The 22,801-nt window shown below is 41.7% G+C and carries 19 protein-coding genes, 1 tRNA gene and 1 pseudogene; 5 read left to right on the plus strand and 16 right to left on the minus strand.

Annotated elements, in window-relative coordinates; genetic code table 11:
- Window positions 1-25: 25 nt before the first annotated feature.
- The 11 genes and pseudogenes from PGH07_RS10220 to PGH07_RS10270 form a co-directional block, all read right to left on the minus strand.
- Window positions 26-445: pseudogene (locus PGH07_RS10220) on the minus strand (NAD-dependent epimerase/dehydratase family protein); the annotation flags it as partial.
- A gap of 8 nt (window positions 446-453) precedes the next feature.
- Window positions 454-1,575 carry a GDP-mannose 4,6-dehydratase gene (gene gmd / locus PGH07_RS10225; protein WP_289414376.1) on the minus strand — a complete coding sequence of 374 codons (1,122 nt, stop codon included), beginning with the start codon at window positions 1,573-1,575 and terminating at the stop codon, window positions 454-456.
- Entirely contained in the window at window positions 1,576-2,949 is a 1,374-nt protein-coding gene (locus tag PGH07_RS10230; protein WP_289414377.1) for a mannose-1-phosphate guanylyltransferase/mannose-6-phosphate isomerase, read from the minus strand. It lies immediately after the preceding gene.
- Window positions 2,950-3,099: 150 nt separating this feature from the next.
- Window positions 3,100-3,175: transfer RNA gene (locus PGH07_RS10235), tRNA-Val, on the minus strand.
- Between the two features lie 94 nt (window positions 3,176-3,269).
- Window positions 3,270-4,019 carry a diaminopimelate epimerase gene (dapF, locus tag PGH07_RS10240; RefSeq protein ID WP_289414378.1) on the minus strand — a complete coding sequence of 250 codons (750 nt, stop codon included), beginning with the start codon at window positions 4,017-4,019 and terminating at the stop codon, window positions 3,270-3,272.
- On the minus strand, window positions 4,006-4,614 hold the full coding sequence (gene coaE, locus PGH07_RS10245; RefSeq protein WP_289414379.1) for a dephospho-CoA kinase: 609 nt from the start codon (window positions 4,612-4,614) through the stop codon (window positions 4,006-4,008). Before coaE ends, dapF begins: the two co-directional genes overlap by 14 nt.
- Window positions 4,615-4,622: 8 nt before the next feature.
- On the minus strand, window positions 4,623-6,296 hold the full coding sequence (locus tag PGH07_RS10250; RefSeq protein ID WP_289414380.1) for a L,D-transpeptidase family protein: 1,674 nt from the start codon (window positions 6,294-6,296) through the stop codon (window positions 4,623-4,625).
- Window positions 6,297-6,356: 60 nt separating this feature from the next.
- Window positions 6,357-7,025, minus strand: coding sequence for a DUF3972 domain-containing protein (locus PGH07_RS10255; protein ID WP_289414381.1), 669 nt, complete (start codon window positions 7,023-7,025; stop codon window positions 6,357-6,359).
- Window positions 7,026-7,143: 118 nt separating this feature from the next.
- Window positions 7,144-7,779 (minus strand): protein-L-isoaspartate(D-aspartate) O-methyltransferase, encoded by a 636-nt coding sequence (locus PGH07_RS10260; RefSeq protein ID WP_289414382.1) that lies wholly within the window; start codon window positions 7,777-7,779, stop codon window positions 7,144-7,146.
- Between the two features lie 69 nt (window positions 7,780-7,848).
- Window positions 7,849-8,580, minus strand: a complete 732-nt coding sequence (locus PGH07_RS10265) for a carbon-nitrogen hydrolase family protein (protein ID WP_289414383.1) — start codon at window positions 8,578-8,580, stop codon at window positions 7,849-7,851.
- Window positions 8,581-8,591: 11 nt separating this feature from the next.
- Entirely contained in the window at window positions 8,592-9,611 is a 1,020-nt protein-coding gene (locus PGH07_RS10270) for a ribonucleotide-diphosphate reductase subunit beta (RefSeq protein ID WP_289414384.1), read from the minus strand.
- Window positions 9,612-9,774: 163 nt separating this feature from the next.
- Here PGH07_RS10270 and PGH07_RS10275 point away from each other — a divergent pair, with 163 nt between their 5' ends.
- Complete coding sequence (locus PGH07_RS10275; RefSeq protein ID WP_289414385.1) at window positions 9,775-10,296, plus strand: hypothetical protein; 522 nt, start codon at window positions 9,775-9,777, stop codon at window positions 10,294-10,296.
- A 640-nt stretch (window positions 10,297-10,936) separates the two neighbouring features.
- On the opposite strand, the gene PGH07_RS10280 is transcribed toward PGH07_RS10275, so the two are convergent.
- Both PGH07_RS10280 and purB read right to left on the minus strand, forming a co-directional pair.
- A complete protein-coding gene (locus tag PGH07_RS10280) occupies window positions 10,937-13,306 on the minus strand; it encodes a ribonucleoside-diphosphate reductase subunit alpha (RefSeq protein ID WP_289414386.1) in 2,370 nt (789 codons plus the stop codon).
- A gap of 384 nt (window positions 13,307-13,690) precedes the next feature.
- A complete protein-coding gene (gene purB, locus PGH07_RS10285; RefSeq protein ID WP_289414387.1) occupies window positions 13,691-15,022 on the minus strand; it encodes an adenylosuccinate lyase in 1,332 nt (443 codons plus the stop codon).
- A gap of 188 nt (window positions 15,023-15,210) precedes the next feature.
- Here purB and PGH07_RS10290 point away from each other — a divergent pair, with 188 nt between their 5' ends.
- Window positions 15,211-16,140 (plus strand): RluA family pseudouridine synthase, encoded by a 930-nt coding sequence (locus PGH07_RS10290; RefSeq protein WP_289414388.1) that lies wholly within the window; start codon window positions 15,211-15,213, stop codon window positions 16,138-16,140.
- Window positions 16,141-16,266: 126 nt separating this feature from the next.
- On the opposite strand, the gene rlmN is transcribed toward PGH07_RS10290, so the two are convergent.
- The 3 genes from rlmN to hisF are packed head-to-tail and all read right to left on the minus strand — an operon-like array spanning window position 16,267 to window position 18,649.
- Window positions 16,267-17,343 carry a dual-specificity RNA methyltransferase RlmN gene (gene rlmN / locus PGH07_RS10295; RefSeq protein WP_289414389.1) on the minus strand — a complete coding sequence of 359 codons (1,077 nt, stop codon included), beginning with the start codon at window positions 17,341-17,343 and terminating at the stop codon, window positions 16,267-16,269.
- 2 nt (window positions 17,344-17,345) lie between these two features.
- Complete coding sequence (locus tag PGH07_RS10300; protein ID WP_289414390.1) at window positions 17,346-17,885, minus strand: phosphorylase family protein; 540 nt, start codon at window positions 17,883-17,885, stop codon at window positions 17,346-17,348.
- On the minus strand, window positions 17,885-18,649 hold the full coding sequence (hisF, locus tag PGH07_RS10305; RefSeq protein ID WP_289414391.1) for an imidazole glycerol phosphate synthase subunit HisF: 765 nt from the start codon (window positions 18,647-18,649) through the stop codon (window positions 17,885-17,887). The genes PGH07_RS10300 and hisF overlap by 1 nt, the downstream gene beginning before the upstream one ends.
- Window positions 18,650-18,777: 128 nt before the next feature.
- Here hisF and rsmA point away from each other — a divergent pair, with 128 nt between their 5' ends.
- The 3 genes from rsmA (at window position 18,778) to PGH07_RS10320 (ending at window position 22,688) form a co-directional block, all read left to right on the plus strand.
- Window positions 18,778-19,638 (plus strand): 16S rRNA (adenine(1518)-N(6)/adenine(1519)-N(6))-dimethyltransferase RsmA, encoded by an 861-nt coding sequence (gene rsmA / locus PGH07_RS10310; protein ID WP_289414392.1) that lies wholly within the window; start codon window positions 18,778-18,780, stop codon window positions 19,636-19,638.
- Window positions 19,571-21,652 carry a ribonuclease J gene (locus PGH07_RS10315; RefSeq protein WP_289414393.1) on the plus strand — a complete coding sequence of 694 codons (2,082 nt, stop codon included), beginning with the start codon at window positions 19,571-19,573 and terminating at the stop codon, window positions 21,650-21,652. The genes rsmA and PGH07_RS10315 overlap by 68 nt, the downstream gene beginning before the upstream one ends.
- A gap of 67 nt (window positions 21,653-21,719) precedes the next feature.
- A complete protein-coding gene (locus PGH07_RS10320) occupies window positions 21,720-22,688 on the plus strand; it encodes a KpsF/GutQ family sugar-phosphate isomerase (protein ID WP_289414394.1) in 969 nt (322 codons plus the stop codon).
- Window positions 22,689-22,801 lie beyond the last annotated feature (113 nt).

Here is a 22,801-nt window from a genome sequence, read left to right on the forward strand (position 1 = left end):
NACACATCTTGATACCTGCGATCTTAGCTATCGCATAGGGCTCGTTAGTATACTCCAGTTCACTAGTAAGCAGATACTCTTCTTTCATAGGTTGCGGACAGTTTTTTGGGTAGATACAAGTACTGCCTAAGAACATCAACTTTTTCACACCATGCAAATAGCTTTGGTGGATCACATTGTTCTGGATCTGCAGGTTTTCATAGATAAAATCAGCACGATATGTGTTGTTCGCTACGATACCACCTACTTTGGCTGCAGCGAGGAAAACATACTCCGGTTTCTCTGCAGCAAAAAACGCTTCTACCGCTTTTTGGTCTGTCAGATCTAACTCGACATGGGTTCTTGTGATGAGTTGGGAATATCCCTTCTCTTCAAGATTTTTCACAATTGCAGAACCGACCAATCCCCGATGCCCTGCTACATAGATCTTGCTATTTTGTTCCACGTTTTGTCCTACTCAAAGTAGTTCATGATGGTATAGCCGCCATCTTTGAGATACTGATCTTTGGTCATGAGTTTTAGATCACTCTTCATCATGTCATCAACAAGCTCTTTAAGATCGTATTCTCTGCTCCAGCCAAGCTTTTGCTCTGCTTTTGTCGGATCTCCCAGAAGAAGGTCTACTTCTGTAGGTCTGAAATATCTAGGGTCTACAGCTACTACTTCTGTACCTGCTTCAACCTGATAGTCCGGGTTTGAACAAGACTTGACGATACCGACCTCATCAACCCCTTCACCTTTGAACTCAAGCTCAATCCCCACATACCCAAATGCCATTCTTACAAAATCTCTTACCGTAGTGGTTTTACCCGTAGCGATCACCCAGTCTTCTGGTTCATCAGCCTGAAGGATCATCCACATCATCTTCACATAATCCTTGGCATGTCCCCAGTCACGTTTGGCATCCAGGTTACCCAGATAGAGTTTGTCCTGTAAGCCCAGTGCGATCTTGGAAGCTGCTCTTGTGATCTTACGTGTGACGAAAGTCTCACCACGCACCGGAGACTCGTGGTTGAAAAGTATCCCGTTACATGCGAACATACCGTACGCCTCGCGGTAGTTAACAGTGATCCAGTAGGCATACATCTTAGCTACGGCGTAAGGTGAACGCGGATAGAACGGTGTGGTTTCACTCTGTGGCGTCTCTTGAACCTTACCGTAAAGCTCTGAAGTGGAAGCCTGATAGATCTTGGTCTTTTTCTCAAGTCCAAGGAGCCTAACTGCTTCTAGGATCCTTAGAGTTCCTGTACCATCGGCATTGGCTACATACTCCGGTGTTTCAAAAGATACATGCACGTGGCTCATCGCAGCAAGGTTGTAGATCTCATCAGGTTGCACTTCTTTGATGATACGAGTAAGGTTCAAAGAGTCTGTCATATCTCCATAATGAAGGATAAAGTTTCTGTTTTCTACATGTGGATCTTGATAGATATGGTCGATACGGTCCGTGTTGAACAGGGATGCTCGTCTTTTGATCCCGTGAACAATATACCCTTTTTTAAGTAGGAACTCTGCCAAATATGAACCGTCTTGCCCCGTGACACCTGTGATCAGGGCTACTTTTTTCTCTGTCATTTACTTCTCCACTCTTTTAAAATCATCTTCAAATCTGACGATATCATCTTCCCCGGTATACTCGCCTACCTGCGCTTCGATGATCACCAAAGGAAGTTTTCCCTTGTTTTCCAGCCTGTGGATATCTCCGGCTTTGATATAGGTCGATTCATTTGGATTGACGATATACTCTTCATCATTTACAGTCACCGTCGCACTTCCGCTGAGCACGATCCAGTGCTCGTTACGATGGTAGTGCTTTTGCAGTGAGAGACGTTTGCCCGGCTTGACCTCGATACGCTTGATCTTATACCCGTCATTCTCTTCGAGAACCGTGTAGGTCCCCCATGGTCTGTGCCCGGTAAGATGGATATGGTGCAGCTCTGTGTTCTTTCTGATCTCAGCCACCACCTCTTTGACCTTTTGGGAAGATCCTTTCTTGGAGATCAGCAGGGCATCACCCGTATCTACGATGATCGTATCTTCGATGTCTACCGTAGCGATCTTTCTCTCATTTCCATAGATAAGATTGTTCTTACTCCCTATAGAAACATGGTTGGGGTTAAGCGTATTGCCGTTTTGGTCTTTGTCAAGCTCTTCATAAAGGGCATCGAAACTCCCCAGATCAGACCATCCAATATCAGCAGGAACGACTTTCACCCTGTCGCTCTTTTCCATGACCGCATAGTCGATACTCTCTTCTAGGATAGAAAGCATATCATCATGTTTGATGCGGATCATCTCTTCTTTGGCTGCATTTTCGAAGGCTGTTTGCGAGGCTTCATGTATCGAGGACGCGTATTTTTTCAGTTCTTCAAGGAATATCCCTGCTTTAAAACAGAACATTCCCGAGTTCCAGTAGTAATTCCCGGCATCCAGGTACATTTGCGCAGTCTGGCTATCGGGTTTTTCATGAAAGGCTTTGACATCCAATCCCTCTGCTTCGATATAGCCAAAGCCTGTCTCTGCATACTTTGGGGTGATACCAAAGGTGACCAGATGGTCTTCAAAGGCTAATCGCTGAGCTTGTTCTATGACTTTGCTATAGGCCTCACGATCTTTGATCAGGTGATCTGAGGGAGTAACAAGTACGATCTCTTCGGGATCCAGGGCCATACATGCCAAAGCAATCGCCGGGGCAGTGTTGCGCCCTACCGGCTCCAAGAGATACTCAGTATCGGTGTGGGGAAGTTCTTCGAGTTGATCGAGAGCCAAAAAGTACTGCTCTGCATTGGAGACGATGAACTGTGACTCACATAGTTTGGCATTGCGTTCAACTGTTAGTTGGAAAAGTGATCTATTATCAAAGAGTTTGACAAACTGCTTGGGCATCAGTGTACGACTTACCGGCCAGAGCCTGGTTCCACTTCCCCCGCATAGTATGATATTTGTCACTGCATTTCCCCCTCTTTATAGCACTGTCCAGATACAATTTTTATCAGATCAGGACATCTTTTCTTATAGGTGAAATTATAACGAATTAATATTAGAAGCGTACTTTAGCTAATGATAAAAAAAAGGATAAGGTTTTAGAAATAAAAAGAATGGTGATCACGATAGGACTTGAACCTACGACCACTACCATGTCAAGGTAGTGCTCTACCAACTGAGCTACGCGATCACATTTGAAAAGAGTCGAATTATACCGAGGAAATACTTAAAAAAATATCTTTGCCCGGGAAACCCCAAGGCATTGAAAGAAGGTAGCTGTCGTTCTAGATATCAAAGACCTCAGCCTCAAAGGTTTTAGTCACCTTTCCGCCAAAACGGTAGACACCGTTTTCATAACTTATATAGAGCTCATCCCCGCTTTTAGGCTGGACTCTTACCTGCCCTTCAAGCATGCCCTCTTTGTGATGACGGATATAACATGCTACCATCCCTGTACCACACGCAAGGGTCTCATCTTCTACCCCGCGCTCGTAGGTACGCACATAAAGCGTTTCATTTTCATACTTGCAGATATTCACATTGGCATTGTAATTATGACGTAAGCGTCTTGCCTGCTCGATATCAAAGTGTTCGATATTCTCTCTGATTACTACCAAATGTGGAACGCCTGAGTCTATCAGCCACCAGGTCTCACCGTCTTCTTGTATATTGGTATTGATGATCTTTGGAGCAACCATATCACTGACCACATAAACTCCATTGATCGTTGCACGGATCACTCCAGCCCCGGTCAAAAACTCTGAGACACCGTTCTTGGAGATCCCTTTTTCATGAGCAAAGTGTGCCACACAGCGTGAAGCATTGCCACACATATCAGCAACACTTCCGTCCGCATTGTAAAACTCCCACTCAAAATCATACTGATGATGAGGCAATACCACTACCATCCCGTCAGCCCCAACACCGTTTTGTCTGTGACAGAGTTTTCTAGCCAGTTCGCTTCTATCGGCTTTTTCCTGGGCGATAAATATGACAAAGTCATTTCCATTACCCGAATACTTAGTTACTTTCATCTCTCCAGTCCTCACTATTTATCTTCTCGATCACGCGCTCACACTCTGCTTTTAGGTGTTCAAGGTCACCGGTATTGTCGATCACGTAGGTAGCTCTGTCCCTTTTTTCATCGATCGGCAGTTGTGCTTCGATCCGCTGGAGCGCATTTTGCGTATTATACCCATCTCTTTGCATAAGCCGCTTGAGTTGCTGCTCTTTTGTAGTGTATACCACTAAAGAACGCTTGATAGGATAACGGCCCGTCTCGAAAAAGAGCGGAATATCGACAAGATAAGGCATCTTCAGTTCATCCAGTTTTGATGATGCTGCTTCGATCTCCTCATAGATCAGAGGATGCAACAGTGCCTCTAGCTGCTTTCGCTTCTCTTTATCCGCAAACACTACAGCTCCAAGGGCTTTCCTGTCAACCTTCCCCTCTTTAACAAAACCGCTTCCGAACATCCCTACGATTTGAGGGTGCTGTGCATCAAGTACCTCATGTGCGATATCATCTGCATCAATGATCTTAAATCCATATTCGGCAAATATCTTTGCTACCGTACTTTTGCCGGTAGCGATCCCTCCGGTCAGAACAATTGCGTACTCAAATGCCATGACTCTCCTTACCACTCTCTCAATGTTGACAGCTGCATCCGGTCATAGAGATATATATCCGGCCTGTACTGAAGGGTGCCATTATAATCAACAAATGCTGTCAGATAAACCACATCCACGGGTACCTGTACCTGCAGCTGTATATGTTCGTTGCGGTTGCCTTCCAGCTTTTTCAGTGCCTTAACATAGTCAATGTTAGCATTGAGTTCTGAGAAGAACCTTAACATCTCAAGGGGCTGTTCCAGCCTGATACATCCGTGACTGAAAGCCCGTGAAGTTCTACTAAAGAGTGGCTTTGTAGGAGTATCGTGCATATAGACTGAAAAACGGTTAGGAAAGAGGAACTTTACCTTGCCCAGTGCATTGTCATCGCCCGGTGGCTGGACAAAGCGAAACGGCAGGTTTTTTGTATAACGGTAGTTCGCCCAATTTACATCACCTGCGCTTATCCTTCGTGCATCCCTTCCCCATCCTGTGTATATGTTTATCCTCTCTTTGCGCAATGCATTGGGATTTCTAAGCAGTTTGGGGATCATCTCTTTTTGGATGATACTTTTAGGCACATTCCAATTTGGGTTAAGCACGACAGTTTCAACGGTATCTGAAAATACCGGTGTAGGGTTTCTGCGTTTACCCGTAATCACCTTCATCTGAAGGTTCAGTACACCGCTATCCTCAATAAAAAGCCTGAATGCCGGGATATTGATGATGATATGGCGGGCAGTGCAGCGGGGGATCAGCCACTTGATACGGTCAAGGTTGAGCCGTATCGTATCGATACGTTCCTGTAGAGGGATATTAAGAAACTGCACCGTCTGCTTGCCTATCACCCCGTCACTCTCCAGACCGTGTCGCTGCTGAAATGCAATGACTGAAGCTTCCATGCAAGCATCATAAAGCGTAGACTCCACTTCACACCTTTTATAGTCTCCAAGAGCCTTTAGACGCTCTCTTATCAGTGGGACAGTCTCATTACTTTTACCCAGCTTGATCACACTGCTATAAGGGATAGGCTTCCACTCACCGCCCTTAGCCTGAAGTTCAAGATATTCTATCAGTTTCTGTTTGAGTTCTCTGAAGTGATAGCTCTTTGGTTCTGCACCTGCAAAAGCCTCATTCAGACTTCCTTCCAGTATCGCTTCCTGCAAGAGTGTGACAGGGTCAGTCTGGGGCTTGTAAGGGACCCATCCCGCAGTAATACTCTCGGCTTTAAGATTATAAAGCTGTGCATCAAAGGCACCCCAGTTGATACTTCCATAAAGCGAATATTCTGCATAGCGGTTATAAAGCCGTGAGATCCTAAATTCAAGATCGACCTTTTCTTTCAAGGTGGCATGACCGCTATAAAGTACTTTGGCATCCTTTTCCAAGATCAGGCTATCCTCTTTAAGCATACTTGTGGGATCAAGTGTCCGGTCACTAGCGATCTTCTCAAAAAGAGCTGTGGCCAGGGAGGTGATAGAATCTTCTGTCGTCCAGACAGGAACAAAATAAAGCTGGGTATAAATATCCTGTAAAAAGCGCTCACTTTGTCCGGACTCGAATGTCCCCATCATCACCTCTGAAGCAGACTCCTGATAAGAGACTGAAGATGCTGCAGCAAACGAAGGAAAGAGAGAAAAAAGTAATAGTAAAACTACATAGCGTGTATCAGATAGACGGTTGGATTGAATAGTTTTCATCTTCACCCCTTGCATTTTTATGAGGTTAACACATCACACCATAAGAAAAAATTAAAATCGTCAGCTCAAGATATCCTCATACGCTTTTGTCGCATCGATCTTCAGTTTACCGTCGATTTTACTTAGACGTTCATCCCCGTTTTTATAGGCTTTTTTGAGTTTTTTGAGGATTTTTTCTTTTTGTTTCTCTTTGATAACATTTTGCTGCCTTAAAAAGCGTTTGGTCCCGATCCACTCCTGCAGTGTTTCCGCTTGCTCCGGGTGCTTGACATCAGCCTCGAGGATTTCCTCCTCTGAAGAAGCTATCTGTACTTCTTTCAGCTGCTCGATACGATGCACATACAAAGAACGCATCTCAGAAAATGCTGATTTGAGTAAGTCTATCTCCCCCTTCAGTGTGGTAGAGATCTGTTTGTTGCTCTCTTTTAGATCCTCTACGGTCTCTTTGAGTACGGCAATGGTCTCATCTTTGGCTGCCAAAAGCTTCTGATACTCCTGGGGAATTGCTTTGCTTTTTGAGGAAGAAGGATTTTCGGGTTTACTTTGGGTACTTTGTAAAGGTGAGATTTGCGGAGCCGCCTGTGCAGCAGTTTTGGTGTCAACTACGATGTAAAGCTTTCCCTCTACCTCTTTGGCTGTCAATAACCCTTTTTTGATCTTTGCATAAACCGCTTGCCTGGAGATACCAAGCTCCTTAGCATACTCTGCAGGCTTCATCAACGTTTCCATCCACTCTCCTCTTTACAGTTTTGTAAATCATAGCATAAGGTTTATAAAAGGGATGGAAAAGCAAAACAAAAAGAGAAAGAGGCGCAGATACAAGGCTCTATGATGGGCCTCAGTCCTGCTACTTTTGTGTACCGTCTAAAATAGGTACAAAGAGTGACTGCTCTATCGTCTCAGAAGTGATACGTCCGTTCTTTTTGTAGTAACGGGTAATGATATGGTAGTTTTCTGCCTGTTCTACAGGTGCAAGGAGGATACCCCCTTCAGCCAACTGTTCAAAAAGTATTTCGGGGATCTCTTTGGCTGTAGCAGAAAAGAGAATACGCTCAAAAGGAGCATACTGCTTCCATCCTCTCTGTCCGTCATCAAAACGGGTAAAGATGTTATGCATCTCCAAAGCAGAGAAACGCTTTTTAGCCTCTTTGAGGAGCTCATCAATGCGCTCTATCGTAAAGACTCTTCGGCAGATTTTGCTCAAGATCGCAGCCTGATAACCTGATCCGCAACCGATCTCAAGTACAGAATCGACACCCTTAAGCTCCAGATGCTGTGTCATCTTGGCAACGGTAAGGGGTGAAGATATCCATTGCGAGGCCACCATTGGCAATGCATCAAGCGTGTATGCCAAGTGCTTAAAACCATTTGGTACAAATGCTTCTCTGTCTACAGATAAGAATGCCGCTTTCACATGAGGCTCTAGGGGGAATTGTTTTTCTATCTCATCTACAAGTTTGTGCAGATTTCTCTCTTTTGTCATTGTTCGATACCCGTGGGGATTATATTATTTAGATGAAATTTTATCAAAAATCGTATTAAAGGAGTGAAGTTACTGCATATTGATATAGCGTCTCATCTTTTTAATTTCCTGAAAATCTATCATTCCGGTAACAGAGAGAGAAGTATCTTCTTGTATCACCTCGCCGTTAGGAGAGATGATACTGGAGGATTTTGCCATATCTCCATCGCTGCTGTTGCTGACAATCACATAACACTGGTTCATCACGGCCAAAGCACGGGATAATACCTCAAGGTGTGCTTTACGCGGCAGACCCCAACGTGCGGGGATGATAATCACATCCACCCCTTCCACTCTTTTCCATAACTCTTTGAACCGAAGTTCAAAGCATATCAACAAAGCATATTTCACCCCATCTATCTCAAAAGGCTTTATAGCACGGGAAGGACCGGCTTTGAAATACTTCTGCTCCTCCCCGAGAGTGAAAAGTTTAACTTTGTTTTGTCTGTAGATTACTTTATGCTTGTGGATCACGACGGCCTGATTGACAAACTGATCTTTCTCTTTTAGGACCAGTGTCAATACCATTATCTGGTTATCGATGATCTTTTTGAGGCTTTTGAGTGCCAGGATAGAAAATTTTGCTACCGTATCCATATGGGCATAGTCAAATCCTGTGAGACATACCTCAGGGGCTACGATCAGATCTTTATCCTTGTGATACTCCACAAGAGTGATCAGTGCATCGAGATTTTCATGATAACGCTGGTGAGTCGGAAGCTGTAGAGTAACAACTTCCATCTTCTGCTTCCCCATACTCATTCAACTTTTTCCTAGAAATCGTCAAAGTCCAGACTTCCTTTAGAGTAGTTCGTCACATTACCTTCAAAGAAATTGGTTTTTTGATCGTTGAATTTGGAGAAGTTATCAACCCATTTGATCGGATGTTCAACATTGTAAAGCTTCTCAAGTCCGACAGCATGCAGTCTCTGGTCTGCAAGATACTGAATATACTGCTCAATGATCGCATCAGTAAGTCCGAGGATCTGTCCTTGCGTGATATAAGCACCCCACTGAGATTCAAGCTTCACTGCTGAACGGAACATATCATACACTTCGTCAATCAGATCACGGGTGAAAAGGTCCGGTCTTTCTTTTTTGATAGAGTTGATCATGTTTTGGAAGATCAGCAGGTGAGTTACTTCATCCCTCTGGATAAAACGGATCATCTGTGCAGATCCGAGCATCTTATCCGAACGTGCCAAAGTATAGATGTAGGCAAATCCGCTGTAGAAATAGATACCCTCCAAAATTTGGTTGGCAAACATCGCTTTAACGATATTGCGGTCACTTGGATTATCCGTAAGATCCTGATACACTTTTGCGATCGCATCATTTTTAGACTTAAGCATCATATCTCTACGCCATAGCTCATAGATCTCATCGGAATTGGTCGAAATACTGTCTACCATTACCGCATAACTTTGTGCATGCAGCGCCTCTTCAAAAGCCTGTCTAACAAGGATCAGGTTAATCTCAGGAGATGTCATATATGGGTTGATGTTATCCATAATATTATTGGTCTGTAACGAGTCCATAAAGATCAATTGCGCCAATACCTTATCATAGGCCATTTTCTCATCAGACGTGAGATTTTTATAGTCATTCACATCCCTTGTCATATCGACCTCTTTAGGGAACCATGTATTATTCAGCATCATCTCCCAAAGGTTGTATGCCCATTGGTATTTAATGTTATTAAGTTCGAAGATACCGGTAGGATCTCCTCCGAATATCTTACGCTCTTTTGTCTTCTCTTTTGACTCAGGATTGTATATCTTCTTACGCAACATCGTCACTACCTTTGATAACTATATTTTTAAAATATTATACACTTTTAACCTCAATTTTTCTCATACCGGCAAGTGTGTAAAAATCTTACCTATTTCACCATTCTTTTACCTTTCCTCTTCTCATTTTAAGCCGATTTTATCTCAAATGGTATAGACTTGTTCTATGAAGCAAATAGAACTAGACAAACTACAAAAACTGCTACAGATCATCGGGCCCTACCCTTCCACTTCGGTAGTGCATTTCAGTGATAATAACCTGGAGCTTTCACAGTGTATTTATGACTATTGTCATGCCAAATCCTATCACTATCAGATCAATGCTACAGATAAAGCATTTTGTGATCAATTACAGCAGAAATTTGATGGTAAAGAGGGGATAAGAATTATCGATTTCTCTTTGAGACGACCCAAGTATCTGATACAGGGAAAACACTATGAGTTCCTTTTTGTAACATTGGATCTCCCTGTTGATCAAAGAGACGATTTCCTGCATAAAGCCCATGAAATACTCAGAAATTCCGGAAATATTCTCCTCTTTGTACCTCACGGAGGTGATGAAGAACGATATAGCTGGGAGAGACTGCTGGAAAAAAACTACTATGTTGCTACCAATACCATCGATGATCTGTTTGAACATTATGATGTAATCATCTCTAAAAAAATGCATGGGTGGGGAGATAAATGAGACAGCTTTCCAATTCACATCTAATTTAAGGAGGATGCATAAAGGGAATATGCAGTGTTGGTATGAAAACTGTCTCGAAGGAAGGTTTAAGTGCCCGATTGGGAGAAGATACCGGGGTCCCTCAACCCTTCTTATTTATATTTTAATCTATTTTTGTGTAACAATCGTGTAGTCAAATTATATTTTTACTTTTTTATTTCTCACATCCGCGATCAAATGCAAAATCGTTCGATGGTTCTCATAGTTGATCGAATTGAAAAAAACAAGACTTCCAAAATACGCAATCAAAGACAACATAAAAAATGGTGATTAAAATAGATTATTTTAATCACCAAAATACAGTTGAAATAAGCCACTTTTTTTATTTTTTAATACCAGAGGTTAAAAAACTAGTTAAAACTGCTTATTTTAGCTTCTAAGTATATTTATGTGGATTTTTAGGGTTTTATAGATTTTTAACAAAATTCAAATTTGTTTTGGCAGGTATTTTTTAAATTTACAGGGAGATTAGTTTTCTGGATTAACAGTTTATACTTTTTTCTTTTGGGTTCATTTTCTTTTCTTTATTCGTACGTAAGAAAAGGAATGAAAACCCTCAAGAAATATTTTTATACAAAACTACAGTGTTGACTTACAACTCTTATTGACAACCTACACATTCCATAGATCTGTCTTCTACATCATTAGAAGACTCAGGTGACTGGCTTCTTAGATAGTACGTTGACTTCAGACCAAACTTCCATGCATCCATATAGATATCGTTAAGATATTTACCACTTGCTTTATCAAGCGTAATAAAGATGTTAAGCGACTGCCCCTGATCGATCCACTTCTGACGTATCGCTGCTGCTCTGATAAGTATTCTTTGATCCAGATCATAGGCAGGCGTATAGTAGCCCCATGTCTCAGGAGAAAGATTTGGCACAACAACAGGGATAAGCCCTGAAAGGTTCTCTTCAAACCACTTACGTTTATACACCGGTTCGATCGCTTGTGTTGTTCCTGTCAAGATCGAGATAGAACTTGTCGGAGCTACTGCCATAAGGTAACCGTTTCTCATACCGTCAGTTTTTACTTTCTCTCTAAGCCCTGCCCAGTCAAAGCTATATCCAAAGAGTCCACCCCTGTCTACCAGTTTACATGCTTCTTCGTTCGCTTTGTCAATCGTGAGTATACCTTTTGACCAATCCGAACCTTCATACAGTGGATACTTTCCTTTCTCCAAAGCAAGATCCGATGATGCACGGATCGCATAATAAGAAACTGCTTCCATCACTTCATCGATCTTCTCAAAGTGATCATGACTTCCCCAGTGAATGCCCGCTTCTGCAAGCATCTGTGCTTCACCCATTACACCAAGGCCGACTGCTCTTGTTTTCGAGTTGGTCTTTTTCACTTTTGCCAACGGATAGAAGTTGAGATCGATGACGTTATCAAGCATACGCATAGCTGTTGGAACAACCCTAGCCATATCTTCAGGAGTATTGACACGCCCAAGGTTGATTGAAGCAAGGTTACATACTGCTGTCTCCCCGTCACTCTTCTCTTTATCTGTGATCCATACCTGTTTACCATTCAGACTGTCAAGTGCCGTCACTTTCTTCGCAGGTTTGGTCATACCACTGTCAACAGTTAACATTTCGTTCTCTTCATAGGTTTCCACCGAACCGTCTTCAAATGTCAACTTGATCTTATAATGGTTTGGTGAGGTGTTCTGGAAGATCTCTGTACAAAGGTTAGAACTTCTGATTACACCTGCATGCTTGTTCGGGTTGGCTTTGTTTGCTGCATCTTTAAATGTCAAGAACGGGCTTCCTGATTCAAAGTAACTTCTGAGGATATGTTTCCAAAGCCCTTTTGCAGAGATTACTTCTCTGGTGATCTTATCATCAGAATTTTCCAACTCTATATAACGTGCTTCAAACTCCTCTCCGTAAAGCTCTGTCAGCTCCGGAACCTCAAACGGGTCAAAAAGCGTCCATTGAGAATCCTCGTCCACACGCTTCATGAAAAGATCGTTCAACCAAAGTGCAGGGAACAGATCATGTGCTCTACGGCGCTCTTCCCCTGAGTTCTTTTTGAGATCGAGGAAGTCTTTCACATCCACATGCCACGGTTCTATGTATACTGCGATCGCACCTTTACGTGTACCAAGTTGGTCAACTGCGATCGCTACATCGTTAGCGATCTTCAAGAACGGTACGATACCACCGGCTGCATGTTTGTGACCATCGATATAAGATCCCATACCACGCACAAGCGACCAGTCCCAACCGATACCGCCACCGAATTTTGACAATAGTGCCATCTCTTTGTATCCATCAAAGATACCCTCAATATTATCCGGTGTAGACCCGATATAACATGAACTGAGTTGGTGTCTTGGTGTACGGGCATTTGACAGTGTAGGCGTTGCAGCCATAACTTCAAACTTACTCAAAATATCATAGAACTTCTTTGCCCAAGTCTGGCAATCGAATTCATTTTGAGCCAGGAACATTGCCACGGCCATAAAAAGCTGCTGCGGAAGTTCTATAGGGTTCCCTTCTCTATCCTTGATCAGATATCTGTCATAGAGTGTTCTGATCCCAAGATAATTAAACTGAAGGTCACGTTCAGGCTTAATATAATCATTAAGGTCATTAAGGTCATACTTCTCTTTCAATCCCAGTACGATACGGCCCTCTTTCTCTCCGCGTTCAAAATATTCACGAAGATGGTTATAACCGGTAAATCCTGTTGCTGTATGATAGATGTCATAGAGGAACAGTCTGGCAGCCACAAAGGTCCAGTTGGGTCTGTCTATGTCAATCTTGTCAACTGCTGTTTTTATCAGTGTCTTCTGGATCTCTTTTGTATGGATCATGTCACGAAACTGTAACTTAGCATCAACTTCCAGTTCGCTTTGGCTTACACCATCCAACCCTTCGATCGCTGCAGATGTATACTTCTGGATCTTCGTCACGTCCAATGTTTCTACTCTTCCGTTTCGCTTTACAACTCTGACCATTTTGACTCCTGAAATATTTAACTTTTTTTACTGTACTATAGTAATACAGAGTAATTTACAATACTTTGTTTCTTATTTTTCTTCCCTAAAAAGTCTGTATTATGCAGTAATAATAAATTCGATTTTACTCAATTTGTGCTTGTATAACTATGAAAATATGTATCATTTTTAGGCATTTTTTTTATAAGATTTCATGATACTTTTTCAATCCCCGTTAAGTAGGTAGCTAGGGAAGATTTCAAGAAAAAAGTATCCAATAAAAAGAAGATTTTAAGTTACACTTTGAACTGTTTTTGGGATTTGAAATCTATAGTTTTTTATTATATATTTTAACGCCGTACCTAAGTACAGCGAAAAAATCTATGCTAGATGTGTATTATTAGACTATTTGTTGAATACTCTATTGAAGATCGCATCAACATTTTTCGTATAGTAATCGTAGTTGAAACACTCTCTGATCTGCTCTTCACTTAGTTTACTTCTAAGTTCTTCATCAGCCAAGAGGTGACCAAGATAAAGTGACTCACCCTGTTCATTTGTTGTCGGTTTACCTTGCTGGATCTCTTCCCATACTTTCATCGCATTTCTCTGAACGATCCTATAAGCATCTTCTCTACTCACACCTGCTTTTGGAAGTTCAAGCAGTACTCTTTGTGAGAATACAAGTCCACCTGTAAGGTTCAGGTTCTTCATCATATTCTCTGGCATTACCGTTAGATTTGCAATGACACTGTTCATACGGTGAAGCATAAAATCAGATGTGATGAACGAATCAGGTAGCCAGAATCTCTCAGTAGAAGAGTGAGAGATATCTCTTTCATGCCAAAGTGCTACGTTCTCCATCGCAGGGATACAGTATGCTCTGATCATTCTTGCAAGACCTGTAATGTTCTCAGTCAGGATTGGGTTTCTTTTGTGTGGCATTGCAGAAGACCCTTTCTGTCCTTTTGCAAAATACTCTTCAGCTTCATAAACTTCAGTTCTTTGCAGATGTCTTACTTGTACAGCAAACTTTTCAACAGAAGACGCCATGAGTGCCAAAGCCGTAGCAAGTCTAGCGTATCTATCTCTATGAATTACTTGGTTTGAACAAGGCTCAGGTTTTAATCCAAGTTCAGCCATTGCATACTCTTCAAGTTCAAGCGGTGCATGTGCAAAGTTACCCATCGCACCTGAGATTTGTCCTACAGAGATCACTTCCATCGTCTCTTCAAGGTTTTTAAGGTGTCTTGCCATCTCATCATACCAGACAGCTAACGTCAAACCAAATGTAATAGGTTCACCATGAATACCGTGGCTTCTTCCTACCATCAATGTAAATTTGTGTTCCTCGGCTCTCTTTTTGATAGACTCCATTAACATTTTGACATCTTCAATAATGATTTTTAAAGAATCTCTCATCTGAAGTGCAACACCGGTGTCAACTGCATCTGAACTTGTCATACCATAGTGAAACCATCTAGACTCTTCACCTAGTGATTCAGCTACACTTGTATTGAATGCAATTAAGTCGTGTTTTGTAACCGCTTCGATTTCTTCTATTCTTTCGACTGAAAAAGTAGCATTGTTTACTATCTTTTCACAATCTTCATCAGGAATAAGTCCAAGTTTATTCCAAGCTTTTACAGCTGCTTTCTCTACTTCAAGCCATGCTGCATATCTTGCGTGTTGCGTCCACTTTTCAACCATCTCCGGTCTTGCATATCTTTCTACCATAACTCTATCCTGTTATAGGGCACCTTATAAGCCCTGTAGTTTTTATGATAGAATTCTATCAAAATTGCCGTTAAAACTGCGACTAGTCGTATGAGCACACTGCTGAAGTGGACTCAGTGTCAAACGTAGTTTATGAAGCTTTGCTCCAGAAACGTCATAATCAACAGATAACGAGGTAAACCTATCTTATGCCATTCGTAAAAGAAACTTTCTATATCAGTGAACCGACTAAAGCCTTTGTCTATGTGATGCGTACACTGGGCTATACGCAGGGTGAAGCACAAAGACATATTTCCAAAGGACGTATCCTGATCAATGGGGAGTCGATGTTCCGCCCGGGAAACATTATCCAAGGAGAAATAGAGATGGTCTTTTTCCGCCCTAAATCACAGGGTGAAAAACCGCTCTTTCACAATAAAGACTTTATGGTGTTTGAAAAACCTTCAGGTGTTTTAGTTCACCCCAACACCATGGCAACCCCCTACTCTATGCTTGATGAAATAAGAGGACATGCCGGGGATGATGCCAATGCTGCTCACCGTATCGATATGGAAACGTCAGGTCTGCTTCTGGCAAGTAAACATAAAGAATCCGAGGCTTATTTGAAAACTTCTTTTGAAACCAAAAAGATCAAAAAGTCCTACCTGGCTTGGGTGGATGGAAAACTGACAGAACCTTTCAGTGTCACTGCACCGATCTTGGTAAATGGAAATTACGATGTGACCAAGCATAAAGTCTTTGTCGATGAAGAACACGGCAAACCTTCTCATACGGACTTTATACCACTCAAGTATGATGAAAAACTGGATGCCACACTTGTAGCCTGTTATCCGCATACAGGTAGAACCCATCAGATACGTATACATTTGTTTCACGTGAAACATCCAATATTGGGCGACCCAATCTACGGTGCTACATTTGAGGCTACAAGCAACTACCTGGACCTTACCCAAACCTTTGAAGAACGTATGGTAGAACACGGTGCATCAAGATTGCTTTTGCATGCACAAAGCCTCACATTTGAGTATGGTTCAAAATTTCATATAGAAAGTAAAACAGATTTTGAGTCGATGAAAGAGTGTATTCATCCCAAAGAAAAAAGAAAGTTCAATCCGTAGGGTATTTAACCTACCCTACTTGTCTTTATCCCTACGTGCTTCGTAGACAAACCAACCCACACCTATCACTGCAACCAAAACAATCAAACCCAATTGCGCAACGTCCAAAAGACCCATTTTATCTCCTTACTGTTTATTTTCCAACTCTTGCTCTCTGAGCTGTCCACAAGCAGCAGAGATATCAAGTCCCTTTGACTCTCTAATCGTACACAAAAGTCCACGTTTAACCAGATACTCCTGGAAAGCTATCATGTCTTTTTCATCCGGTCTTTTAAACTCCGTACCGCCGTACGGGTTAAAATAGATCAAGTTCACTTTCGCCTTGATACCCTCAAGCAGACTCAAAAGCTTCTTTGCCGACTCGATGTCATCATTGACATTCTTGATCACAAGATACTCAAACATCACCCTCTTTCTTGCATTGACAGGAAAGTTTTTTACTGCATCAATAATAGACTTGATATTGTAAGCTTTATTGATCGGCATCAACTGTTGACGCAACACATCGTCAACTGCGTGTAAAGAGATTGCCAGATTAATGCCAAGGTCCATTTTACCTAGCTTTTCAATCTTGGAACTGAGACCTGAAGTTGAGATCGTTTGTCTATTCGGTGAGATCGCCATACCGTCAGGATCAGCAAATATCTTGACAGCTTTGGCAACAGCAGGAAGGTTGTCAAGCGGCTCTCCCATTCCCATATATACAAGATTGACACGGCGGTTGGCATCAATTTCATTATCTTTCTTGATCATTCTTACCTGTTCAACGATCTCTCCCGGGGTCAGATCACGTACAAATCCACCCTTTGCCGTCAGACAGAAAGCACATCCTACCTTACACCCTACCTGGGATGAGATACAGACAGTATAACGTTCATGATGTTTTAATGATCCATCCTCATGATACTCCTTCTCTCTCATCAAAAGAAGTACTGCTTCTATCGTATGACCATCATGTAGTTCAAAAAGATATTTTCGGCTGCCATCTTTAGAGTTTTGGACCATCACTGTTTTCAGAGGAGTAAGCGTATACTCATTTTCCAACTGCTCTTTCATCTCTTTAGGCAGATTTTTCATCTGTTCAAAAGAATCTACATACTTATGATAGATCCAAGAGTATATCTGTTTGACACGGAATGCAGGTTTGATAAATTCTGCCAACTCCTCTTTAGTATAGTCCTGAATGATCTTTTTTTCTTGCATTGTTATATTCTCAATTCTTTATTCTTCTTATTCATGTAAGCTGCTAATTTCAGCATTGCTTCTTTATGGTTCTTTTTAAAATCTTCATGTGCATTCTCATCACAGAAATTAGTCACAATGAAAACTCCGCCTGCAGGAATACCGAATGTTTGTGCGACTTTCAAAACAGCATAAAATTCCATATTTTCAAGATGAATATTTTTTTCTAGATACTGTTTTGCATACCTGCTATTTGCTGTAATATAATTAGAGCAGTTTACAAGTGTTTCACGTGAAACATCCTCTGCAGAAGAAACTACATTATCAATGGGGGTATAAGAGTTACCATCCAAAAAACTGTTTTCTATATTACACGCTGTCTTGGATTCTATGATTTCAAAGATCTCTTTTTCACCATAACTTCCTGCGCTTCCAACAAACAAAAGAAACTCCGGCTTTTTTTCCATGCATAGCTTTGTCAGGTTAATAGAGACATCTGTCATACCTATTCCTACCGGAGTGGCAAAGTTAAAGGTCTCTATTTTTCCGGCACAAACAATCACTAAAGTCTCACTGGAATATTGTGTGATTTAAGATAATGTTTAAGATCCATAATATCAATCTCTCTAAAGTGGAAGATCGAAGCAGCAAGAGCAGCATCAGCATGCCCGATCGTAAAAGCCTCTTCAATATGCTTCATCGTTCCAGCCCCGCCGGAAGCGATAACAGGAATATTCACTGCATCAGATATCCTTGCATTAAGATTATTATCAAATCCTGCTTTAGTGCCATCTGCATCCATTGAGGTGACAAGTAACTCACCTGCGCCTCTGTTATAAGCCTCTTTAGCCCACTCCAATGCATCAATACCCGTATCATTACGTCCGCCATGTGTGAACACATGCCATTTATCCTGACCCACTTGCTTCGCATCGATAGCGACCACGATACACTGTGAACCAAAACGTTTGGCACCCTCTTCGATAAACACAGGGCGTTTGATCGCTGCTGAGTTAACACTTACTTTATCACATCCTACATTCAAAAGGTTATAGATATCCTGAAGTTCCCGGATCCCTCCTCCCACAGTGAGCGGGATAAAAACTTCCTGAGCAACTTTCTTCACTACATCTACGATCGTATCTCTTCCTTCATGGCTCGCACCGATATCCAAAAAAGTGATCTCATCTGCACCTTCCTGGTTGTAACGTCTTGCTACTTCGACAGGGTCACCTGCATCACGAAGGCCTACAAAATTCACACCCTTCACTACACGACCGCCATCTACATCTAAACAGGGAATAATACGTTTTGCAAAATAATCCATCATATCGTCCTTTATTATGGTAGAATTATACAAAAATTATCTCAAAGTGGGAATTCCTTTCTCACCTTTTATTCAGATGAAAAAAAGTTCTCAAAGATTTATAGGGAAATATAAAGGTTGATTATAGTATGATTCATGAAGATTTAGCAAGTTTTGCAGATAAGAAATTTGGACAGAACTTTCTAAAGAACAATACTTACATTCACAAGATCATCCAATCGATGCCCGACGACGGCTTGAAAGTCGCAGAGATCGGGCCTGGATTAGGTGATTTAACCAAAGAACTTGTAAAAGTTCGTAATGTCACAGCATTTGAGGTTGATAAAAGATTATGCGAGCATCTAAGTAATGAATTTAAAGAGGCTACTCACGACGGCCACTTTGAACTTCGCTGCGGTGATGTGCTTGAGCGTTGGGAGTCGGGGAAGCTTCTGGATGAACCTTATCATCTTGTAGCAAACCTGCCTTACTATATTGCCACCAATATCATATTAAAAGCACTGAAAGATGAACATTGCCAATCCATTTTGGTTATGGTTCAAAAAGAAGTAGCGGATAAGTTTGCTGCAAAAGCCGGAGATAAAGCATTTTCTGCACTCTCCGTCTTAGCGGACAGTGTGGGGAAAGCAAGTGTATGTTTTGAGGTTGAGCCCGAAGCATTCGTTCCTCCGCCGAAAGTAACTTCAGCAGTACTTTTAATAGAAAAGAACGAAACCAAAGATGATGAAAGGTTTGAAGCATTTTTACGGGTTGCCTTCGCACAGCCCCGTAAAAAGCTCTCCAAAAATCTTATGGCCCGTTTTCCCAAAGAATTGGTAGCAGAAACTTTTAGTCAACAGGAATTAGACTCCAATCTACGACCTCATGAAGTTGAGACATCTATTTATCATCACTTATATAATGCAATGAAGGATAATTTAGATGAACGAGAACCAAAACAACGAAGGTCAAAAGCAAGGTCAGCCAACACAGAGAAACAGAAGACCTAACCCGCACAGACAGAACAAGCCATACAAGCCTCATCCAAACAGAAAAGAGGCACCAAAAGAGGTAGATGGCAACCAAGTCGATAAGTCTTCGGAGAAAAACCAAAATAGAAAGCCTCAACAGAGGAATAATCCGAACAGAAGACCAGGGTCAAATAGACCACAACAAGACAATGCTCCTAAACAAGAAGAGCAACAGCCAAACAGACCTGCTAAAAACCGTCCAAATAGTGCAAGAAACAAAAACAAAAGAAAAAACCCTACTACGGTAAGTACAGAGATGCGTGCATCCATTGATGAAAACATGAGACTACAACGCCAAAGAATGCAACCATGGAAAAAGATGGATCTTGGTAACAAAAGTAAAGTAAGATTTACACCGCTTGGAGGCCTTGGCGAGATCGGTGGGAACATGGCTGTACTTGAGACAGAAACATCTGCTATCATTATCGATGTAGGGATGAGCTTCCCGGATGAGAGTATGCACGGTGTAGATATTTTGATACCTGATTTCAGCTATCTGCATACTATTAAAGATAAGATCAAAGGGATTGTGATCACACATGGTCATGAAGACCACATCGGTGCAGTACCGTATCTATTCAAAGAGTTGAAGTTCCCTATCTATGGTACCCCTCTTGCACTGGCGATGATCGAAAATAAATTCAATGAGCACGGACTAAAAGCAGATACGAGCTACTTCCGTTTCATCACAAAAAGAAAACAGTATGAGATTGGTGATATCAAAGTCGAATGGATGCATGTCACACACTCTATCATTGATGCTTGTTCACTAGCGATCGAAACACCGGCAGGGATCTTGGTACACACGGCCGACTTCAAGATCGACCATACACCGGTAGATGGATTTACAACAGACCTACAACGTTTTGCCTATTATGGACAAAAAGGAGTACTTTGTCTCTTCTCAGACTCTACCAACTCTCATAGCCCTGGATTTACAAAGAGTGAAACTATTGTAGGGAAAACCTTTGATACCCTCTTTGATATAGCTAAAGGAAGGGTGATTATGTCTACCTTCTCATCGAATGTACACCGTATCTATCAGGCGATGCAGCGTGGTGTAGAGTATGGAAGAAAGATCTGTGTAATCGGAAGGTCTATGGAACGTAACGTAGAGACTAACAGAGCACTTGGATATGTAGATATCGATGAGAAACATTTCATCGAAGTACACGAAGTAGCCAAATATCCTGATGATGAAGTTCTTATAGTAACTACAGGGTCCCAGGGAGAGACCATGGCAGCACTGAATCGTATGGCAACAGATGAACACCGTCATATCAAGCTCAAACCGAATGACACTGTCATTATCTCAGCTTCCGCGATCCCGGGTAATGAAGCTTCTGTATCAAGTTTAATGAACAAACTGATGAAAGCAGGATGTACTGTACGCTATAAAGAGTTTGGTGATATCCATGTTTCCGGTCACGCATCTCAAGAAGAACAGAAATTAATGCTGAGACTGGTTCAGCCTAAGTTCTTCTTGCCGGTTCACGGAGAGTACAACCATATCGCTAGACATGCAAAAACTGCAGTAGAATGTGGTGTAGATGAAAGGAATATCCTTCTCATGAGTGATGGGGATCAGATAGAGATCACACCAAAATACCTCAAAAAGGTAAAAACGGTAAAAAGCGGTAAAACATATATAGATAACCAAAACAACATGCAGATCGAAGATGATGTCGTACTGGATAGACAAAAACTGGCTGAAGACGGTATTATCAATGTTGCAGCGCAGATCTCCCAAGAAGACCAGAAAGTCGTTGGGAAACCGGTTATTACTACTCATGGATTGGTACCGGATAAAGAGGACAAGAAGTTCCAAAGAGAGATCGAACAGCTTATCGAAACAGTGCTTCTTAACCTAAAACCGGAATCACTCAAAAACCATAAAGATGTGGAAAACAACATTAGAAATGTGATCAGAAAACATGTTATCCGCACGAAAAAACGTTATCCGCTTATCATCCCAACAATCTTCATCGTATAAAACAAGACCTCTTTGAGAGGTCTAAATATGCTATAATCATTTACAAAAAATCTTCAAAAGTAGTAGAATGGATCTTATCAAAATTGCACAAGAGACTTTTCAAATCGAAGCAGATGCACTCAAAAAGGCTTCTGAGCGTTTGGATCAGCACTTTTTAGACGCAATAGAACTTATTTATAACACTAAAGGGAAACTTATTATCACCGGTGTAGGTAAATCCGGTTTAGTAGGTGCAAAGATGGCTGCCACATTTGCCAGTACAGGGACTTCCAGCTTCTTTCTTCATCCTACAGAAGCACTACATGGCGATCTTGGAATGATAAGTCAAGGAGACTCTCTACTTGCTATCAGTAACAGTGGAGAGAGCGAAGAACTTACCAAAATACTTCCACATATCAAACGTTTTGAGATTCCCCTGATCGGACTTACGGGAAATCCTGACTCATCTTTAGGGCGTTACAGCGATGTATTTTTGGATATATCAGTAGAAAAAGAGGCTTGTCCGTTAGGTGTAGCACCTACCACCTCTACTACCCTTACTATGGCAATCGGTGATGCCCTTGCTGTAGCATTAATGAATAAAAGAGGTTTTAAACATGAAGATTTTGCCTCTTTTCACCCTGGCGGAAGTCTAGGTAAAAAACTTTTTGTCAAGATAAAAGATTTGATGCGCACAGAAAACCTACCGGTCATTAGTGAGAATACAACACTCAAAGAGGCTGTTGTGGTAATGAGCGAAGGGAAAATGGGAACAGTGCTTATCGTTGATCAAAACGGTGTATTTAAAGCTCTTTTGAGTGATGGTGACCTAAGACGTGCACTCATGAAAAAAGACTTTGATTTGAACTACCCGGCTATCACCTATGCGACATTACATCCAACGAGCTATCAGGATACAGAACTGCTTGCAAGCGATGCACTAGAAATCATCGAGACTAGACGTATTCAACTGCTTCCTATTACAGACAAGACAAATAAAATCATCGGTGTACTTCACATCCATGATCTTGTCAATGCAGGTATTAAAAGTAACTAAACAAATACGACTAGTCGTATGCGCAACCCAAGGATACTTCCTTCGGGTGCCAACGGCTGAAGATGATACAGCTTCAGCAGAGTATACAGAGCTTTGCTCGGTATACGTCATAA

Origin of the sequence: Sulfurovum zhangzhouensis, from assembly GCF_030347965.1 — a bacterium.
In the GTDB taxonomy this organism is placed as follows: domain Bacteria; phylum Campylobacterota; class Campylobacteria; order Campylobacterales; family Sulfurovaceae; genus Sulfurovum; species Sulfurovum zhangzhouensis.

What these genes read in the sequence shown, in the direction of transcription:
- gmd (WP_289414376.1), bottom strand. Translation starts at nt 1,575, where the DNA reads ATGACAGAGAAAAAAGTAGCCCTGATCACAGGTGTCACGGGGCAAGAC.
- dapF (WP_289414378.1), bottom strand. Translation starts at nt 4,019, where the DNA reads ATGAAAGTAACTAAGTATTCGGGTAATGGAAATGACTTTGTCATATTT.
- coaE (WP_289414379.1), bottom strand. Translation starts at nt 4,614, where the DNA reads ATGGCATTTGAGTACGCAATTGTTCTGACCGGAGGGATCGCTACCGGC.
- PGH07_RS10250 (WP_289414380.1), bottom strand. Translation starts at nt 6,296, where the DNA reads ATGAAAACTATTCAATCCAACCGTCTATCTGATACACGCTATGTAGTT.
- PGH07_RS10255 (WP_289414381.1), bottom strand. Translation starts at nt 7,025, where the DNA reads ATGGAAACGTTGATGAAGCCTGCAGAGTATGCTAAGGAGCTTGGTATC.
- PGH07_RS10260 (WP_289414382.1), bottom strand. Translation starts at nt 7,779, where the DNA reads ATGACAAAAGAGAGAAATCTGCACAAACTTGTAGATGAGATAGAAAAA.
- PGH07_RS10265 (WP_289414383.1), bottom strand. Translation starts at nt 8,580, where the DNA reads ATGAGTATGGGGAAGCAGAAGATGGAAGTTGTTACTCTACAGCTTCCG.
- PGH07_RS10270 (WP_289414384.1), bottom strand. Translation starts at nt 9,611, where the DNA reads ATGTTGCGTAAGAAGATATACAATCCTGAGTCAAAAGAGAAGACAAAA.
- PGH07_RS10275 (WP_289414385.1), top strand. Translation starts at nt 9,775, where the DNA reads ATGAAGCAAATAGAACTAGACAAACTACAAAAACTGCTACAGATCATC.
- PGH07_RS10280 (WP_289414386.1), bottom strand. Translation starts at nt 13,306, where the DNA reads ATGGTCAGAGTTGTAAAGCGAAACGGAAGAGTAGAAACATTGGACGTG.
- purB (WP_289414387.1), bottom strand. Translation starts at nt 15,022, where the DNA reads ATGGTAGAAAGATATGCAAGACCGGAGATGGTTGAAAAGTGGACGCAA.
- PGH07_RS10290 (WP_289414388.1), top strand. Translation starts at nt 15,211, where the DNA reads ATGCCATTCGTAAAAGAAACTTTCTATATCAGTGAACCGACTAAAGCC.
- rlmN (WP_289414389.1), bottom strand. Translation starts at nt 17,343, where the DNA reads ATGCAAGAAAAAAAGATCATTCAGGACTATACTAAAGAGGAGTTGGCA.
- hisF (WP_289414391.1), bottom strand. Translation starts at nt 18,649, where the DNA reads ATGGATTATTTTGCAAAACGTATTATTCCCTGTTTAGATGTAGATGGC.
- rsmA (WP_289414392.1), top strand. Translation starts at nt 18,778, where the DNA reads ATGATTCATGAAGATTTAGCAAGTTTTGCAGATAAGAAATTTGGACAG.
- PGH07_RS10315 (WP_289414393.1), top strand. Translation starts at nt 19,571, where the DNA reads ATGAACGAGAACCAAAACAACGAAGGTCAAAAGCAAGGTCAGCCAACA.
- PGH07_RS10320 (WP_289414394.1), top strand. Translation starts at nt 21,720, where the DNA reads ATGGATCTTATCAAAATTGCACAAGAGACTTTTCAAATCGAAGCAGAT.